The following is a 15,858-nucleotide window of genomic DNA, read 5'->3' on the forward strand; positions in this document are numbered from 1 at the left end:
TGCCCGCGCCCGAGCAAGGAGGGATCAACATGAGCGACTCCGCGGATCCCGCAACCGGGTCGGGGACGCCCGAGGCTGACGACGGAGGAGCCGACGACACTCCCGCCCAGATCTCGAGCCCGAACTACCACAGCGAGAACCACACCGCGGCCCAGACCTGCGGCTGGACGGCGAACGCCCTCCGGGGCGAGGGACGGTGTTACAAGAACGTCTTCTACGGCATCCAGTCCCACCGTTGCATTCAGATGACGCCGGTCGTCAAGTGCAACGAGCGCTGCGTCTTCTGCTGGCGCGACCACCGGGGTCACGCCTACGAGCTGGGCGACGTCGAGTGGGACGACCCCGAGGCGGTCGTCGACGCCTCGATCCGCCTCCAGAAGAAGCTGCTGTCGGGTTTCGGCGGCAACGACGACGTCCCCCGCGAAGTGTTCGAGGAGGCGATGGAGCCCCGCCACGTCGCCATCTCGCTGGACGGCGAGCCGACGCTGTACCCCTACCTGCCGGAACTGCTCGAGGCCTTTCACGACCGGGATATCACCACGTTCCTCGTCTCTAACGGCACCCGACCCGAGGTGCTCCGGGAGTGTGATCCCACACAGCTGTACGTCAGCGTCGACGCCGCCGAGCGCCACACCTTCGACCAGGTGGTCAAGGCCGTCGAGGACGACGCCTGGGATCGGCTGCTCGAGACGATGGACGTCCTCCGCGAGAAGGACGAAACGCGGACCGTGCTGCGGACGACGCTCGTCAAGGGCGAGAACATGCACCACCCCGACTGGTACGCCGGCTTCTACCAGCAGGCCGATCCGGACTTCCTCGAGCTGAAGGCGTACATGCACGTCGGCCACTCCCAGGGACGACTCGACCGCTCGTCGATGCCCGACCACGAGGAGGTCGTCGACTTCACCGAACAGGTACAGGAGTACATGCCCGAGTTCACCGAACTCCGTGGCGTTCCACCGTCGCGCGTGGCGCTGCTCGCGAAGGACGAGGAAACGTGGGTACCCAAACTCGAGCAGGGAAGCGAGTTCTGGGAGCGGGACCCGGTGACTGGCGACTGAGCCGACCGTCGTCCCGTACCGTCGGTTCGTTAGCGTCCCCGGGGGGCGAAGGTGTTAGCCGGAGGCCTTTTATCGACGTCGGGCTGACGTTCAGTACGAACCGAATAAACGGCCGCCAACTGCATCACAGTTCTGTTACGCATTCCACATCCGATACGCTTTTGAGTGCCCCCGCGAACCTTCTAGGTATGTCAGTGTCAGCCGAGTCCGCCGTCGGCCACGACGAACTCGCCGTTCTCAAGCTGCTCGCGCTCGAGGGCGGGCTCGAGGGTGACGTCAAGATCTCCTGTTCCCGCCTCGCGGAGCGCCTCGAGGCGTCGAACCAGACGGCCTCGCGCCGGCTCCAGCGCCTCGAGGCGTCCGACCTGCTCGAGCGCGATACCGTCAGCGACGGGCAGTGGGTCGCGGTGACCGACGCGGGCGAACGAGCGCTCCACGCCGAGTACGAGGACTACCGACGCATCTTCGAGAGCGACCCGGAGGTCGAACTCGAGGGGACCGTCACCAGCGGGATGGGCGAGGGCCGCCACTACATCTCGCTGTCGGGGTACAAACGCCAGTTCGCCGACCGACTCGGCTACGAGCCGTTTCCCGGAACGCTGAACGTCGACCTCCGAGAGGACAGCGTTCGCCGCCGGAGCGCGATGGCCTCCCTCGAGCCGGTGCCGATCGACGGCTGGGAGGACGAGGACCGGACCTACGGTCCCGCGGTCTGTCACCCCGCGACCGTCGAGACCGCCGACGGCGGGCGTTACGAGGAGGCCCACATCATCGCGCCCGAACGAACCCACCACGACGAGGACCAACTCGAGGTCATCGCCCCCGAGAAGCTCCGCGAAACGCTGGAACTCGAGGACGGGAATCGCGTGACGGTCACCGTGGGTGATCGTCGATGACCGGGCGCCACGCCAGCGCGAACGCCGGCGCGGGCGAGCAGGCGCCGGCGGCGTTCGAGCGCGCCCTCGAGTCGCTGCGGGCGGGCGAGCCGGTACTGGTCCACGACGCGGCCGACCGCGAGGGAGAGACGGACATCATCTACCACGCCGACGCGGTCACGTCCGACGCCGTCGCCCACATGCGAAACGACGCCGGCGGGCTGGTCTGTGTCGCCCTCGCCCACGAGGTCGCGGAGGCGTTCGACCTTCCCTTCTACACCGAGGAGATCGATCACCCTGCCGCAGCCGACCACGAACTCGGCTACGACGAGCGCTCGTCGTTCTCGCTAACGGTCAACCACCGTGATACCTACACCGGGATCACCGACGCCGACCGCTCGCTGACGATCCGAACCCTGGGCGAGGCCGCGGCCGAACCGTCTGCGACGGAGTTCGCAACCGAGTTCCGCGTCCCTGGTCACGTCCACCTGCTGAAAGCGGCTCCCGACCTGCTCGCCCAGCGAGAGGGTCACACCGAACTCGGCCTCGCCCTCGCCGGCGCCGCCGACCTCCCGCCCGCGGTCGTCGTCTGCGAGATGTTAGACGACCAGACCGGCGAGGCGCTCACCCCCGCCGACGCCCGCGCCTACGCCGACCGCCACGACTACGTCTACCTCGAGGGCCGGGACGTTCTCGAGCGACTGGCCTGATCGGGATCGTCAGTCGCCGTCGGTTTCGAACCGGGATTGGTCGGTTCCGGGACCGCTTCGGTACACCGCGTAGAGGATGAGCACGGCGATCGAGACGTCGACGCCGTGTTCGACCAGGTGGTGGACCGTCATCGGAACCAGCCCGAAGACGGTTCCCAGTCCGACGAGCGAGCGGGTGACGAGCAATCCGAGTGCGATCGTTACCAGCAGATACCGCGTCGACCGCCGCCGGGAGTAGGCGACGACCCCGATACAGAACAGTACCGTCGTTCCGGCGACCGCGAGCACGATAACGGCGAGCAGGACGGGCGTCAGCTGGGGGTCCACCCACCCGACGTCGAACGGGTTCGTGTGCTGCATCTCCGTTGGTAGACGTCGAGCGGAGAGTTACCTATGTGCTTCGATCGTAAAAACAGGGTTATAGTCGTCCGGAACGGAACGCCGGTACGAACCGCGGGTGGTGACTCGGTCGGCGCCCGACCCGGGAGCGAAACGAAAGCCGATGCCGACGCCGTCCGCCGACGGAACCAATCGCAATGACAGAGACGAGACGACAGATCAGAACGCACGTCTACGCCAACGCCGGCATCCACTTCAACGAACTCGTGAGGGAGTCGTCGTTCGCACCGGGACAGATTCAGTACCACGTTCGCCGACTGATCGACGACGGCGAACTCGTTCGGGGGGAGTTCTACGGCCGAACTCACTACTACGCGCCCGGGTACGACGAACACGAACGGGCGATGCTGGCACTGTTCCGGCGCGAAACCGCCCGTGAGATCGTCGTCCACCTGATCGAACACGAGCCCACGGGGCCAGGCGGGGTCGCCAATGCGGTCGGGATCGCCCGGAGCACGCTCGAGTACCACCTCGACCGGCTGGTCGAACAGAAGGTCGTCGAGAAGACCTACGACGAGCGCGGTCGAGTCGTTCTCCGACTGGCGAACCCCGAACGGACCGGCGAACTGCTGTCGGCGGTCGAACCGACCGTTCCCGACCGGTTGCTCGACCGGTTTACCCGCCTCGTCGACGACCTGCTCGGGGGGTAACCGAGCTCACGGTGACGACGGGAGTCGACCGTTCCGTACGACGCCCGGAAGCCGACAGCTGCGTACCCGTTGGGCGACTCGCGTTTCCGTTCGCTTATCGAACCAGAGTTTCGACAACCGCACCAGAACGAACGTGGTCGACCGGGAATAGAGTCGAGTATGGACCAATCGGTCAAGCGACGACGTTTCGTACAGGTAGCTGGAAGCGGACTCGTCGTCGGTATTGCGGGCTGTGCCGGTGACGATGGCGACGATGGTGACGATAGCGACGAAGCAGGTGACGATCACGACGATCATGACGACCATAACGGTGACGACGAAGAGTCGGAGACCGAGAACGGCGACAGCGAGGGACTGATCTACGCCTTCGCGCCGAACACGATCGCGATTATCGACCCCGAAGACGGCGAGGTAGTCGACGAGATCACCGACGACCTCGACGACGAAGGGTGGGGCGATCCGCGGATCACGACCGATTACAGCGAGATCTACGTGATCAGGGAGTCGCCCTCGCAGGTGCTCGTCATCGACACCGAGGCACGCGAGATCGTCGATGAGGTCGATATCGGACCGGACGCGACCCACATGTACCACCCCAACGACGACGAGATGTGGGCCCACAGCGACGACGAAGGAACCTTCTACGTCATCGATACCGACTCCCACGAGGTCACCGAAATCGTCGAGTCGGGGCTCGAGGAGGAAGGCCACGGGAAGCTGCTCTACCACGAGGATATGGGCTCGGTTGGCTACGCGACGAACGTCAACGACCCCGGATCGCCGGTGATCGACCTCGAGAACTACGAACGAAGCGACTTTATCGAGTTCGAGAACGACGAGGAGGGCACCCACTACAAGGCCTATGCGCCCGAAACGGGGCTGGCGTACTTCGAGTTCGGGGACGAGACCGTCGTCGTCGACACCGAGGACGACGAGGTCGTCGACACCCTCGACTTCGCGGGCGGGATGTACCTCACCCCCGATGAGGAGGTTCTCGGCGTACTCGACGGCGACGACGTCCGATTCCTCGACGCGACGAGCGAGGATAGCGAGGAGCTCGGCGTCGTCGAGGTCGGGGACGATCCGGACGCGCTCCGGTATCACGAGGCCGACGACGCGGTCTACGCGTTCACGGCGAACACACAGACCGACGAGGCGTCGATCATCGACGTTGAGGCGGCCGAGGTCGTCGAGACCGTCGACATCGGCGATATCGAGCGCCCCGAGGACGCCGACCACCTCCACCGAACCGGCGTCGCCGGCGGCGACTACTTCGTCAGCCCAGCCGACGCCGACGGAATCGTCGCGATCGTCGACATGGACGCACAGGAGCTCGTTGAGCAGGTCGAGGTCGAGGAGGGCGTCGACACCGTCCAGTACGTCGGCCATTCCGGCGTCGGCTACACCGGCACACTCAGGTAAGCGATGCGCTCGAAATCGGCGTCTCGTGGACGTGGTTCGCTCCTCGCGGCGCTACTCGCCTGTCTCGTCGTCGCCGGACTCGCCCTGGGTCTCGTAGCGACCCCGGTTGCGGCCCACGCCTACCTCAGCGAGACGGACCCCGCGAACGGCGAGCAGGTCGACGGGGTGCCCGACGAGATCACGCTGACCTTCTCCGGTGACGGTGTCGTCAACGCCGATATTACCGTCGAGGGGCCGGACGGCGAGGTCGTCAGCGGTGAGTCCGAGATCGATCCCGACGACACGCAACTCGTCGACGTGCCGATCGAGGACGCAGCCGACGAGGAGGGGATGTACACCGTCGAGTGGGAGGTCCTCGCTGACGACGGCCACACCACGTCGGGCTCGTTCTTCTTCGCCGTCGGTGACGAACCGCTCGACCGCGACGCGGTGCTCGAGTCCCACGAGGACGACGAAACCGACGAGTCCATCTCGCCGATCGAGGCGGGCGCGAAGGGCCTGTTGCTCGTCGGAATCATTGGACTGGTCGGGATCCCGGCGACCGCAGCCGTCGCCGCCGGACCCGTTTTCGCTCGAGCCGGTGGCTCGCGACGAGCCGCCCTCGACGGACGTGTCGGTCGGCTGCTCGTCGGCGCTGCGGTCCTCACCCTCGCGAGCGCGCTCGCCCTCGGGCTCGTCCGGAGCACGAGCCTGGGTCCGCTCTCGGTCGACACCGTCTCGCAGTTCCTCGAGACGCCGCTCGGGCAGGCCTGGCTCGTACAGCTCGTCGTGGCGGCGCTCGTCACCGCGGTCGTCGTCTGGCACCTTCGAGGCGGTGCCCGTCGATCCGCGCTCGCCGGCACGTTCGGCGGAGCCCTCGCCCTGGCGGGAACGGTCGCCTGGACGAGCCACTCGGCGACGGCGATCGATCGCCTCCAGGGGACGGTCGTCGACTTCGTCCACATCGTCGGTGCCGGGCTCTGGATCGGCGGGCTGGCGGTGCTCGCGCTCGCCGTCGTCCCCGCGGCCCGTACTGGCGCGCCTGCCGATCGAACCGCACTCGTTACCGGAGCGATCCGGCGATTCTCGGTGCTCGCGCTGGGCGGCGTCACCCTCGTCGTGGCGACGGGGTTCGTCCTCGCCTCCTGGCACGTTCCCGAAGCGGACGGCCTCGTCGACACCGTGTACGGACTGACGCTCGTCGCGAAACTCGCGCTGATCGCGATCGCACTCGGGCTTGGAGGTGTGACACGGTTCGTCCTGCTGCGTCGGCTCGAGCCGTCGAGAGCCACCGATTCGGCGGGCCCCTCGCGGCCGGCGAGTGCGGACGGCGGTGCTGCTCCCGAAGACGGCCAACTCCGGACGATCGTCCGATCGATCCGCCTCGAGTTGGCCCTCCTCGTCGCTGTCCTCCTGCTGTCGGGACTGCTCACGTCGGCGCCGACGGCCGCCGTCACCGAGGGAGACGAGCTCGTCGAATCGACGATCGAGCGCGAGTACGACGACGGCATCCTCGAGGTCAGCGCGTTCCCGGCCGCGGAGGAGGCCGACGGGGACGACTACTTCGTCCTCGAGGCCGACGAGCCGATCGTCTTCGAGGTCGCGTTCCTCGACGACGACGGCGAGCCGATGAGTTCGGACCAGGCCGTTCGGTTGCTCGCGAGCAGCGAGGACGGAACCGAAACCGAGGTCGAACTCGAGGAGACCGACGACGGCGCGTACGCCACGGTCCAGCCCCTCGCCGCCGACGGCCGCTGGGAGCTGCGGGTGACCGGCGCGCCCGAGGGCTCGTACGTCAGCGAGTGGATCGACGTGATCGCCGTCTCACCCGACGGCCACGAAGACCACGACCACGGAGACGACGACAGTCACGATCACGGTGACGATGCTCACGACCACGAGGATGCCCACGATCACGACGGCGAGAGCGACGACTCGGCGTTCGCCGTCTTCCTCCAGTTCGGCGCCGTCGCGGTCGCCGTCGTCGGAACCGTCGCGGTCACCGTCGAAACCCTTCGGGTTCGAAACCGCGACTAATCGCCCGAGGGCACCCCTCCCTCGCTTCCCGAATAGCGAACACTTAGTACCGTGGTGTTCAACACCTACGATCATGGGATTCGACGAGATGGACGTCGACACGATCTGGATGGACGGAGAGTTCGTCGACTGGGACGACGCGCAGATTCACGTCCTGACACACGGACTTCACTACGGCACGGGGATCTTCGAGGGGGCGCGCTGTTACGACACCGAGGAGGGGCCTGCCATCTTCCGCTGGGAGGAACACATCGAGCGCCTCTACCAGTCCGCCAAACCCTACGAGATGGAGATCGACCACGATATCGAGGAGCTGACCGAGGCGACCCTCGAGCTCATTCAACGCCAGGAGCTCGCCTCCTGTTACATCCGCCCGATCGCCTTCTACGGCTACGACACCCTCGGCGTGGGTCCCGGTGACTGCCCGACGCGGATCGCGATCGCCGCCTGGCCGTGGGGGGCCTACCTCGGCGAGGACGCCCTCGAGAACGGGATCGAGGTGATGGTCTCCTCCTGGCGGAAACACGCCTCGAGTCAGATCCCGACGAACGCGAAGACGACGGGACTGTACGTCAACAGCCTGCTGGCCGGCGAGGAGGCCCGTCGGAACGGGTACGCAGAGGCGATCGTGCTGAACAAGGAGGGCGACGTCGCCGAGGGCCCCGGCGAGAACATCTTCATGGTCCGAGACGGCGAGATCTACACGCCCGGGCTCTCGGAGTCGATCCTCGACGGCATCACCCGCCGAACCGTGATCACGCTCGCGGAGGATCTGGGGTACACCGTCCACGACAGAGCCTCGATCTCGCGGGGCGAGCTCAACACCGCCGACGAGCTGTTCTTCACTGGCTCGGCAGCCGAGGTCACGCCTATCCGGAAGGTCGACAACGTCGTCATCGGCGACGGCGACCGCGGACCCGTTACCGAGGATATCCAGTCAAAGTTCTTCGAGGTCGTCGAGCGTCGCACCGACGAGTACGACGACTGGTTCACCTACGTCTGAGGATCCGGCGTTTCCTTCTGCGATTTTCGCACCCTACCGCGGGCACGACGTCGGTTCCGGACTTCATCGGCTGCTCGAGCAAGCGCTCGACGAAGACGAACTGGACGCGAGCGGCTTCCGGCCGACGATCACCATCCCCGAACCCGTTCCCCGTGTTCACCGATCCAGCCACTCGTCCAGCGGAACGATCCGCCGTGTCGGCGGCGATCCGAGGACGATCCGCTCCGGACCGACGTCGTCGGTGACGGTTGCGCCCGCGGCCACAACTGTCCCCTCGCCGATCTCGAGTCCGGGACCGACGACGCTGCCGGCGCCGACGAACGCTCCCGCGCCGAGTACGATCCGCTCGAGGACGTCGTTGCGAAACGCCATCCCGTCCTCGCGTAGCTCGTGGGTGACGCCGACGACGCTACAGTTCGGGCCGATCTGTACGTCGGGTCCGATCTCGGCGTTCTCGACGTACGTCCCTGCGTTGACGTCGACGTCGCCCTCGAGCCGGGATTTCTTGATCGATGTTCGCTCGTAGAGCCGACAGCCGTCGCCGATCTCGGCGTCGTGGATCGTCACGAACTCCCGGATCTCGGCCCGGCCGACGTCGGAATCGACCACTCTCGCCGTGTCGTCGATAGTTGGCATGCCCGTACTCGAGTCCGACCCATCATCAACCCGGGCGAACGGCTCTCGGACCGATTGTCGGGTCGCTCTTATCCGCTGGTCGACACCTCGAGGACCATCTCCTCGCCGTCCTCGAGCGTGTGTTCCGTCGGGTCGACGGACTCACCGTCGACCAGGAACGTCATCTCGGTGTCAACGTCGGCCTCGTCGTAGGTGTCGCCGTCGTGCTCGAGGACGTGGTCGCCGTCGTCCGTTTCGAACGAGAAGTACGGCAGGAGATCGATCCCCTCGGCGAACGTGACCTGCTCCTCGCCCTCCATGTACCACTGGTCGCTGCCCTCGTGGAGGTGGAAGTCGATCGAGTGGTTTTCGGCGTGTTCGGCCTGGTACCGATCCTCGGAGAGGTTCACCGGTTCGTCGTCGATCAGGATCTCGATCTCGCCCCGTTCGTCGATCTCGTCGTCGGAGAGACAGCCGGCGAGGGCGACGAGACCCGAGACGCTGGCGAGAACTGCACGTCGTTGCATGGCCGATCGGAGCGGACCGTCGATACAAAAGGTTCTGGTTTCCCCGTCGAAAGCGCGGCGAGTAGGGGGATTTCGACTACCGCTCGGGGTCAGTCCTCGAGCCGCATCCGGTCGTGGTCGGATTCGCTCTCGCCGCCGTCGGTCGTCGCCTCGTCGACGACGTCGATCGAGACGCCGGCGGCCATGTCTCGGTTGCGCTTCGAGTCACCGAAGCCGGCGCTCAGCACGCGAGTCAGGGCGTCCTCGACGTCCTCGTCGAGTTCGGTGATCCGACTCGACTCGACCTCGATGACGAACCCGGTCGTGATGTTCGGCGACGTCGGCAGGAACAGCACCTCGCGGCCGTCCTCGGTCACTTTCCCGGTTTTGAACGCGGTCATTCGAAGTCCCTCCCAGGTCTCGAGTTTGACCGGTTTCTGCAGGGAGTCCTGCTCGCCGAAGGCGGTCTCGGCGGCCATCTTCGAGGCGTTGTAGACGACCCGGATCACGGGGACCCGGTTGGCGACGTTGTCGACCAGCCGCTCGACCAGTCCGCCGACGGTCGTCCGCATCAGGTAGCCGACCGAGAACGTCAGGATCACCAGAACAGTCAGGGCGACGATCACTCGGAGGAACTGGGCGACCTCCTCGCGGGTCTGCTGGGCCTGGGCGCCGTCGCCGGGGATCAGCGGTCGGAGCGCGGCCTCGTCGAGGATGAGCCCCGGAGTCAACCCCGCGATGAGGCCGTAGAGCCAGTAGATAACGTAGAGGGTCACGAGAATCGGGCCGAGGACGATCAGCCCGCTTGCGAAATCTCGCTTCCACGAAGCCATGTACGCCACCTCACACTAGGGGCTAATGAGCCCTTTCCTTTACCGGCCGAGGACGGCTCGAACCGCGAACCAGAGGTTCTCCTTGCGTTCCATCGCCCGGCGGTAGAAGTACGACATCCAGCGGTCCCCGTAGGGGATGTACTGGTAGACCTCGTACTCCTCGGCGAGTTCGACCTGGGCGTCGTCGCGGACGCCCATCAGCATCTGGATCTCGAAGTCGGTGCCGTGCTCCTCGTGCAGTTCGATCGCGCGGTCGATCATCGCCGGGTCGTGGCTGCCGATCGCGATCCCCCCATCGAAGTTCTCGAAGGCGTACTCGAGCAGGGCCTCGTACTCCCGGTTGACGGCCTCTTTGCCCTTGTAGGCGATCTCGACCGGCTCGTCGTAGGCTCCCTTGACGAACCGAACCTTTCCGGGGACGTCCGCGAGCCGTTCGACGTCTCCGCGGGTCCGCTTGAGGTTTGCCTGGACGCAGACGCCCACCCCTCCACCATGCTCTCGAGCCAGCTCCTCGTAGGCGTCGAGGGTCGCGTCGGTCGTCGTGTGGTCCTCCATGTCGATCCAGACGAACACGTCGCGTTCGGCCGCCGTCTCGACGATCCCCTCGAGGTTCTCCCGGAAGACGTCCTCGCCCAGATCGAGGCCGACCTGGGAGGGTTTGACCGACACCGTCGCCTCGAGATCGGACCGCGCGATGTCCTCGACGAGCTCGCGGTACTCCCGGGCGTCGGCGTCGGCGGCCTCGCGGTCGTCGTAGTGTTCACCCAGCAGGTTCACGATCGCCTTCACGTTCCGGTCGTTCAGCTGACGAACGTGCTCGAGAGCCTCGGCTGGTCCCTCCCCGGCGACGAACCGGCCCGCGACTGGCAACATCATACGTGGGCTACGTCACCGAGCTTATAAAAAGCAAGGAGAATACCCGCGCCTTTAGGCGCAGGAGGATGTCAAATGAAACTGATGTTATCGACGGCGCGACGGGTCGGGGACGAACCACCCCCGATTAAGACCTGCGGGTTCGTCCCGCCGAACATGGCAGTACTCGAGACGATCGTCGTCGCCTTCTGGGCGATGTTGCCCGCCTACGTGCCGAACAACGCCGCGGTGCTGGCCGGCGGTGGTCGGCCGATCGACGGTGGGCGGACGTGGGACGACAAGCGCGTGCTCGGCGACGGGAAGACCTGGCGGGGAACCGCCGCGGGGATCCTCGCGGGCGTGCTCCTCGCTGGTGCGCTGACCCTCGTTGCCGACGACGTGAGCGCAGCGATCGGGATCGACGTCCCGGCGTTTACGCCGCTCGCGGCTGTCGGCCTCGCCGCGGGGGCGATGCTCGGCGACATTATGGCCTCGTTTCTCAAACGTCGATCTGGGCGCGAGCGCGGCGCGATGTTCCCCGGGCTCGATCAGCTCGACTTCGTCGTCGTCTCGTTGCCCCTGACGGCGCTGCTCGCGACCGAGTGGTTCTTCGAGGTGTTCACGTGGGGCGTGATCGCCGTCGTCGTCGTGCTCACCCCGATCCTGCACGTCACGACGAACATGATCGCCTACCAGCTCGGCCTGAAGGACGAGCCCTGGTAACCCTCGAGTCGACAGGAGAGTTTCTCTCGTCCCGTTCCTGCGGCGGTTCGCCGACGTCTTTCGGCCCGTTTATCTCACTGCTTCCCCTCGGTAGTGACTACCTATCGACCGGTGGGTGTTTGCACGCCCCGACCCACGGCTCTCGAACCGATTTCTGTGTACGTCCTCTATAGTTACTGTGGACAAATTATTTATCACTGTTCCACCTGGCCCTACGTATGACGAGCAGTCCACCGATCGACGAGCTCCACTACGACGAGGCACCGAACGTCGACAGCGTCCCCGGCCAGCGCTCGCGGGAGCTACTCGAGAAGCAACGCGAGATCGACAGCAGCGCGGTCGCCTACCCCGAGGATATCCCGGTCGCGTTCGAGGAGGGTTCGGGCGCGACGGTTCGCGACGTCGACGGCAACACCTACATCGACATGTTCGCGGGGATCGGCGTACTCAACGTCGGCCACGCGAACCCGTACGTCCTCGAGGCTGTCCACGAGCAGGCCGACAAGCTCGTGCACACGGTCGACTTCCCGACTGAGGCTCGCCTCGAGCTGATCGAGAAGCTCGACGAGATCGCCCCCTCGGGGCTGCAGGGCAACCAGAAGGTCGTCTTCGGCGGTCCGACCGGCAGCGACGCCGTCGAAGCCTCGATCAAGCTCGCCAAGTACAACACCGGCGGCGACGGCCTGATCGCGTTCCGGGGTGCCTACCACGGCGCGACGCCCGGCGCGATGAGCCTCACTGGCAACAAAGGGTTCAAGGAACACTACTCGCCGCTGCTGCCCGACGTCGTCCACGCCCCTTACCCCAACCCGTTCGAACAGGGGAAGGCGCCACAGGAGGCCGTCGATCACGCACTCGAGGAGGTCCAGGCGATCCTCGAGGATCCCTACGGCGGGCTCGCAAACCCCGCGGGCATCTTCGTCGAGCCGATCCAGGGCGAGGGTGGCGTCGTCACCCCGCCGGAGGGGTTCCTGCAGGGGCTGCGCGACCTCGCCGACGACAACGATATTACGCTCATGTTCGACGAGATCCAGAGCGGGTTCGGCCGCACCGGCGAGTGGTGGGCCAACGACTGGGCCGACGTCACGCCCGACGTGATGACCTCGGCGAAGGCGCTCGGCGGTGTGGGCTTCCCGCTGTCGGCGACGATGTATCACGAGGATCTCGACACGTGGGGCTCGGGGGACCACGCCGGCACCTACCGGGGCCACGTCGTCGCGATGCGGGCCGGCAGCCGCGCCATCGAGTACATCCAGGACCACGACCTGCTCGCTCACGCCCGCGAGCTGGGCGACCACATCCGCGGCCGACTCCGCGAGGTCGCCGACGGGAACGACCACCTCGGCGACGTCCGCGGTCAGGGGCTGTTCATCGGCGCCGAGTTCGTCGATAGCGACGGCGCGCCAGCCGACGACCTCGTCGACGAGATCCAGCAGTACTGCTTCGAACACGGCGTGCTCGTCTGGACGGCCGGCCGTCACGGCAACGTCCTCCGGCTGCTGCCGCCGCTCGTGCTCACCCAGGAGCTCGCGGAGACGGCGATGGACGTCATCGCCGACGCGATCGAACACGCGACGGCCGAGACCAAACAGACTGCCTGACGACCCGACCGATGTCCGACACCGAACCCATCAGCACCGATGGCGCACCGAGCAACGACAACCCCTACTCCCAGGGCGTCCGTGCTGGGGACACGCTCCACGTCTCGGGCTACGGCCCCGTCGACCCGGACACGGGCGAGGCTGTCGACGGCGACATCGAAGCTCAGACGGACCGCGTCCTCGAGAACATCGCCGCGGTCGTCGACGAAGCCGGCGGCGACGGCCTCGCGGACGTCGTGAAGGTCACCGTCTACCTGACCGATCTCGAGGACTACGAGCGGGTCAACGAGGCCTACGGCGAGAAGTTCGGCGAGGCGCCGCCCGCCAGGGTCTGCGTCGAGGTCTCGCGACTGCCCGAGGACGTCCGGGTCGAGATGGACGCGACCGCCTACCTCGGCTCACAGTAGGAGCGGATTCGATCTTCGTTTTCGGGTCGAGCGGATTCGAACCGAATCCCGGTATTGACTATCGTTAAGTGTACCGGCTTCTTACCGCCACGAAAGATGGTGTACGACGTTCGAAGCAGGCTGTCGGAGCTCAGACGGGAGTTCCACCGATGTCCGGAGCCGGGGTGGCGCGAGTTTCGAACGACGGCCCGAATCGTCGAGGAGCTCGAGCGACTCGACGTCGACGAGATCGCCGTCGGTCGCGAGGCGCTCTCGACCGACCAGCGGATGGCGGTACCCGATACGAGCGAACTCGAGCCCTGGTTCGAGCGTGCCCGCGAGGCGGGTGTTCGCGAGGACGTCCTCGAGCGAACGGCGGACGGCCACACCGGCGTGGTCGGCGTCCTCGAGCGCGGCGACGGGCCGACGATCGGCCTGCGAGTCGACATGGACGGAATCTCGATGGCCGAGTCCGATCTGACCGAGCACCGACCCGCTGTAGAGGGGTTTCGCTCCGAACACGAGGGGTACATGCACGCCTGCGGCCACGACGCGCACATCGCGATGGCGCTGGGAACGATCGAGGCGACCGCGGGGAGTAGTTTTGAAGGGACGCTGAAGGTCTTCTTCCAGCCCGCCGAGGAGATCTCGGGCGGCGGGAAGGCGATGGCCCAGGGGGGCTACCTCGAGGACGTCGACTACCTGCTGGCGCTCCACATCGGCCTCGACCATCCGACGGGCGAGATCGTCGCCGGCGTCGAGAAGCCGCTGGCGATGGCCCACCTGACAGCGACGTTCGAGGGGGCGAGCGCCCACGCGGGGAAGGCACCCAACGAGGGTGGGAACGCGATGCAGGCCGCGGCGACCGCGATCCAGAACGCGTACGCGATCCCCCGCCACAGCGACGGCCAGACTCGCGTCAACGTCGGCCGCATCGAGGGCGGGACGGCGAGCAACGTCATCGCCGAGGAGATCACGATCGACGCGGAGGTCCGCGGCGAGACGACGGGACTGATGGAGTACATGCGGACCGAACTCGAGCGGGTGCTGTACGCGGCCGCGGAGATGCACGACTGCGACGTCACGCCGCGGGTCATCAGCGAGTCGCCCCGCGCCGACAGCCACCCCGCCTTGCGCGAGCTGATCGGCTCGGTCGCCAGGGAGGTTGAGGGGGTCGACCGGGTGGTCCCCTCGACGGAGTTCGGCGTCAGCGAGGACGTCACCTACCTGATGAACCGCGTTCAGGATCGTGGCGGGCTCGCCTCCTATCTGCTCGTTGGAACCGACCACCCGACCAACCACCACACGCCGACGTTCGACGTCGACGAACGGAGCCTCGAGATCGGCGTCGGGGTACTCTCGGAGACGATCACCGAACTCTCCCGCCGGCCAGTCTGACGCGCTCGCCGGTCACGGAAACCGTCCGATTACTATCATGTTGTGTGGATCAGAAACGTTAATTCACGCGCTCCACCAGTAGCCTGTATGAGCCAGGATGACGTCCCGCAGTCGCTTCGAACTGCGGCCGACTCGGACCGACCTCGCGGGATCCTCACCCCCTCCGACCGCGACTTCTTGCTCGGCCGGAAGACGGACTACACCGACCACTCGAAGAAACAGAAGCGAAACCGGATCCGGCGCCGGGTCCGGAACGCGGTGCTCGACTTCAGTATCCTCTTCGAGTACTTGGAGGAGCGCGACCGGGAGACGGTGTTCGACCCCGACGACGAGGACCGGGACGCCTACACCCAGGGGATCACGGACATGCTCGCCTTCCTCCACCTCGGTACGATGGGATATCACACCCCGTTCAGGGACATGCTCTCGGAGGGCGTCGGCAAGGCCGAACAGCGCCTCGCAGGCTCGAACTACCGAATGGTCAACGTCGAGTTCAGCGTCGAGCCCGTCGGCCAGATCGACGTCGACGAGGTCGTCGAGAAGCTCGAGAACGAGGAGTTCGCCCAGCTCACCGACGAGGAACTCAGGGCGTTCGTTCGGCTGCTGACGATGTCCGACTCCTTTTCGCCGGAGGCGACCCGCGAGGAGATCAAGGATCGCGTCGACGAGTTCGCCGAGCGCACCGACGAGAGCGCAACGGTGCGCGAACGAAACCTCGAGGAGCTCACGAACTGATCGGCGCCGCTCGGCCGCGATTCGAGCGAGAGCACCCGGATTGAGGATCGAATACGGTTCGTGAGTACGCCGC

General features: G+C 66.3%; 17 protein-coding genes. 12 read left to right on the forward strand and 5 right to left on the reverse strand.

All coding sequences use genetic code 11. The features are described 5' to 3' along the window. Positions 1-29: 29 nt before the first annotated feature. The 3 genes from twy1 to ribB all read left to right on the forward strand — a co-directional run bounded on the left by twy1 (position 30) and on the right by ribB (position 2,646). Positions 30-1,061 (forward strand): 4-demethylwyosine synthase TYW1, encoded by a 1,032-nt coding sequence (gene twy1 / locus C491_RS20805; protein ID WP_005559947.1) that lies wholly within the window; start codon positions 30-32, stop codon positions 1,059-1,061. 188 nt (positions 1,062-1,249) lie between these two features. Then, positions 1,250-1,957, forward strand: a complete 708-nt coding sequence (locus C491_RS20810) for a DUF120 domain-containing protein (protein ID WP_049892450.1) — start codon at positions 1,250-1,252, stop codon at positions 1,955-1,957. Then, a complete protein-coding gene (gene ribB, locus C491_RS20815; protein WP_005559949.1) occupies positions 1,954-2,646 on the forward strand; it encodes a 3,4-dihydroxy-2-butanone-4-phosphate synthase in 693 nt (230 codons plus the stop codon). Before C491_RS20810 ends, ribB begins: the two co-directional genes overlap by 4 nt. 9 nt (positions 2,647-2,655) lie before the next feature. On the opposite strand, the gene C491_RS20820 is transcribed toward ribB, so the two are convergent. After that, positions 2,656-3,006 (reverse strand): DUF7471 family protein, encoded by a 351-nt coding sequence (locus tag C491_RS20820; RefSeq protein WP_005559950.1) that lies wholly within the window; start codon positions 3,004-3,006, stop codon positions 2,656-2,658. 176 nt (positions 3,007-3,182) lie between these two features. Between C491_RS20820 and C491_RS20825 the strand changes: the two genes are divergently transcribed. From C491_RS20825 to C491_RS20840, 4 genes are all read left to right on the forward strand, one after another. Further along, a complete protein-coding gene (locus tag C491_RS20825) occupies positions 3,183-3,695 on the forward strand; it encodes a winged helix-turn-helix transcriptional regulator (protein WP_005559951.1) in 513 nt (170 codons plus the stop codon). Between the two features lie 159 nt (positions 3,696-3,854). Next, on the forward strand, positions 3,855-5,117 hold the full coding sequence (locus tag C491_RS20830; RefSeq protein ID WP_005559952.1) for a beta-propeller fold lactonase family protein: 1,263 nt from the start codon (positions 3,855-3,857) through the stop codon (positions 5,115-5,117). A 3-nt stretch (positions 5,118-5,120) separates the two neighbouring features. Beyond that, the gene (locus tag C491_RS20835) at positions 5,121-7,133 is read left to right on the forward strand and encodes a copper resistance CopC/CopD family protein (RefSeq protein WP_005559954.1); all 2,013 of its coding nucleotides are present in this window, start codon (positions 5,121-5,123) and stop codon (positions 7,131-7,133) included. A 73-nt stretch (positions 7,134-7,206) separates the two neighbouring features. Continuing rightward, entirely contained in the window at positions 7,207-8,136 is a 930-nt protein-coding gene (locus tag C491_RS20840) for a branched-chain amino acid transaminase (RefSeq protein ID WP_005559956.1), read from the forward strand. 156 nt (positions 8,137-8,292) lie between these two features. Here the strand turns inward: C491_RS20840 and C491_RS20845 are convergent, their stop codons facing one another. The 4 genes from C491_RS20845 to C491_RS20860 all read right to left on the reverse strand — a co-directional run bounded on the left by C491_RS20845 (position 8,293) and on the right by C491_RS20860 (position 10,966). Beyond that, complete coding sequence (locus C491_RS20845) at positions 8,293-8,772, reverse strand: acyltransferase (RefSeq protein ID WP_005559957.1); 480 nt, start codon at positions 8,770-8,772, stop codon at positions 8,293-8,295. Between the two features lie 68 nt (positions 8,773-8,840). Further along, complete coding sequence (locus tag C491_RS20850) at positions 8,841-9,278, reverse strand: hypothetical protein (RefSeq protein WP_005559958.1); 438 nt, start codon at positions 9,276-9,278, stop codon at positions 8,841-8,843. An 89-nt stretch (positions 9,279-9,367) separates the two neighbouring features. Beyond that, a complete protein-coding gene (locus tag C491_RS20855) occupies positions 9,368-10,090 on the reverse strand; it encodes a DUF502 domain-containing protein (protein ID WP_005559959.1) in 723 nt (240 codons plus the stop codon). Positions 10,091-10,129: 39 nt separating this feature from the next. After that, entirely contained in the window at positions 10,130-10,966 is an 837-nt protein-coding gene (locus C491_RS20860) for a proline dehydrogenase family protein (protein WP_005559960.1), read from the reverse strand. Between the two features lie 153 nt (positions 10,967-11,119). Here C491_RS20860 and C491_RS20865 point away from each other — a divergent pair, with 153 nt between their 5' ends. From C491_RS20865 to C491_RS20885, 5 genes are all read left to right on the forward strand, one after another. Then, positions 11,120-11,665, forward strand: a complete 546-nt coding sequence (locus tag C491_RS20865) for a CDP-2,3-bis-(O-geranylgeranyl)-sn-glycerol synthase (protein WP_005559961.1) — start codon at positions 11,120-11,122, stop codon at positions 11,663-11,665. A 218-nt stretch (positions 11,666-11,883) separates the two neighbouring features. Further along, positions 11,884-13,266 (forward strand): aspartate aminotransferase family protein, encoded by a 1,383-nt coding sequence (locus tag C491_RS20870; RefSeq protein WP_005559962.1) that lies wholly within the window; start codon positions 11,884-11,886, stop codon positions 13,264-13,266. A gap of 11 nt (positions 13,267-13,277) precedes the next feature. Continuing rightward, the gene (locus C491_RS20875) at positions 13,278-13,673 is read left to right on the forward strand and encodes a Rid family detoxifying hydrolase (protein WP_005559963.1); all 396 of its coding nucleotides are present in this window, start codon (positions 13,278-13,280) and stop codon (positions 13,671-13,673) included. A gap of 96 nt (positions 13,674-13,769) precedes the next feature. Further along, complete coding sequence (locus tag C491_RS20880; protein ID WP_005559965.1) at positions 13,770-15,050, forward strand: amidohydrolase; 1,281 nt, start codon at positions 13,770-13,772, stop codon at positions 15,048-15,050. Between the two features lie 87 nt (positions 15,051-15,137). After that, entirely contained in the window at positions 15,138-15,785 is a 648-nt protein-coding gene (locus tag C491_RS20885) for a hypothetical protein (protein ID WP_005559967.1), read from the forward strand. Positions 15,786-15,858 lie beyond the last annotated feature (73 nt).

This window comes from Natronococcus amylolyticus DSM 10524, assembly GCF_000337675.1.
GTDB classification, from domain to species: domain Archaea; phylum Halobacteriota; class Halobacteria; order Halobacteriales; family Natrialbaceae; genus Natronococcus; species Natronococcus amylolyticus.

What these genes read in the sequence shown, in the direction of transcription:
- C491_RS20825 (WP_005559951.1), top strand. Translation starts at nt 3,183, where the DNA reads ATGACAGAGACGAGACGACAGATCAGAACGCACGTCTACGCCAACGCC.
- twy1 (WP_005559947.1), top strand. Translation starts at nt 30, where the DNA reads ATGAGCGACTCCGCGGATCCCGCAACCGGGTCGGGGACGCCCGAGGCT.
- ribB (WP_005559949.1), top strand. Translation starts at nt 1,954, where the DNA reads ATGACCGGGCGCCACGCCAGCGCGAACGCCGGCGCGGGCGAGCAGGCG.
- C491_RS20830 (WP_005559952.1), top strand. Translation starts at nt 3,855, where the DNA reads ATGGACCAATCGGTCAAGCGACGACGTTTCGTACAGGTAGCTGGAAGC.
- C491_RS20810 (WP_049892450.1), top strand. Translation starts at nt 1,250, where the DNA reads ATGTCAGTGTCAGCCGAGTCCGCCGTCGGCCACGACGAACTCGCCGTT.
- C491_RS20840 (WP_005559956.1), top strand. Translation starts at nt 7,207, where the DNA reads ATGGGATTCGACGAGATGGACGTCGACACGATCTGGATGGACGGAGAG.
- C491_RS20875 (WP_005559963.1), top strand. Translation starts at nt 13,278, where the DNA reads ATGTCCGACACCGAACCCATCAGCACCGATGGCGCACCGAGCAACGAC.
- C491_RS20850 (WP_005559958.1), bottom strand. Translation starts at nt 9,278, where the DNA reads ATGCAACGACGTGCAGTTCTCGCCAGCGTCTCGGGTCTCGTCGCCCTC.
- C491_RS20885 (WP_005559967.1), top strand. Translation starts at nt 15,138, where the DNA reads ATGAGCCAGGATGACGTCCCGCAGTCGCTTCGAACTGCGGCCGACTCG.
- C491_RS20820 (WP_005559950.1), bottom strand. Translation starts at nt 3,006, where the DNA reads ATGCAGCACACGAACCCGTTCGACGTCGGGTGGGTGGACCCCCAGCTG.
- C491_RS20835 (WP_005559954.1), top strand. Translation starts at nt 5,121, where the DNA reads ATGCGCTCGAAATCGGCGTCTCGTGGACGTGGTTCGCTCCTCGCGGCG.
- C491_RS20855 (WP_005559959.1), bottom strand. Translation starts at nt 10,090, where the DNA reads ATGGCTTCGTGGAAGCGAGATTTCGCAAGCGGGCTGATCGTCCTCGGC.
- C491_RS20860 (WP_005559960.1), bottom strand. Translation starts at nt 10,966, where the DNA reads ATGATGTTGCCAGTCGCGGGCCGGTTCGTCGCCGGGGAGGGACCAGCC.
- C491_RS20870 (WP_005559962.1), top strand. Translation starts at nt 11,884, where the DNA reads ATGACGAGCAGTCCACCGATCGACGAGCTCCACTACGACGAGGCACCG.
- C491_RS20880 (WP_005559965.1), top strand. Translation starts at nt 13,770, where the DNA reads ATGGTGTACGACGTTCGAAGCAGGCTGTCGGAGCTCAGACGGGAGTTC.
- C491_RS20845 (WP_005559957.1), bottom strand. Translation starts at nt 8,772, where the DNA reads ATGCCAACTATCGACGACACGGCGAGAGTGGTCGATTCCGACGTCGGC.
- C491_RS20865 (WP_005559961.1), top strand. Translation starts at nt 11,120, where the DNA reads ATGGCAGTACTCGAGACGATCGTCGTCGCCTTCTGGGCGATGTTGCCC.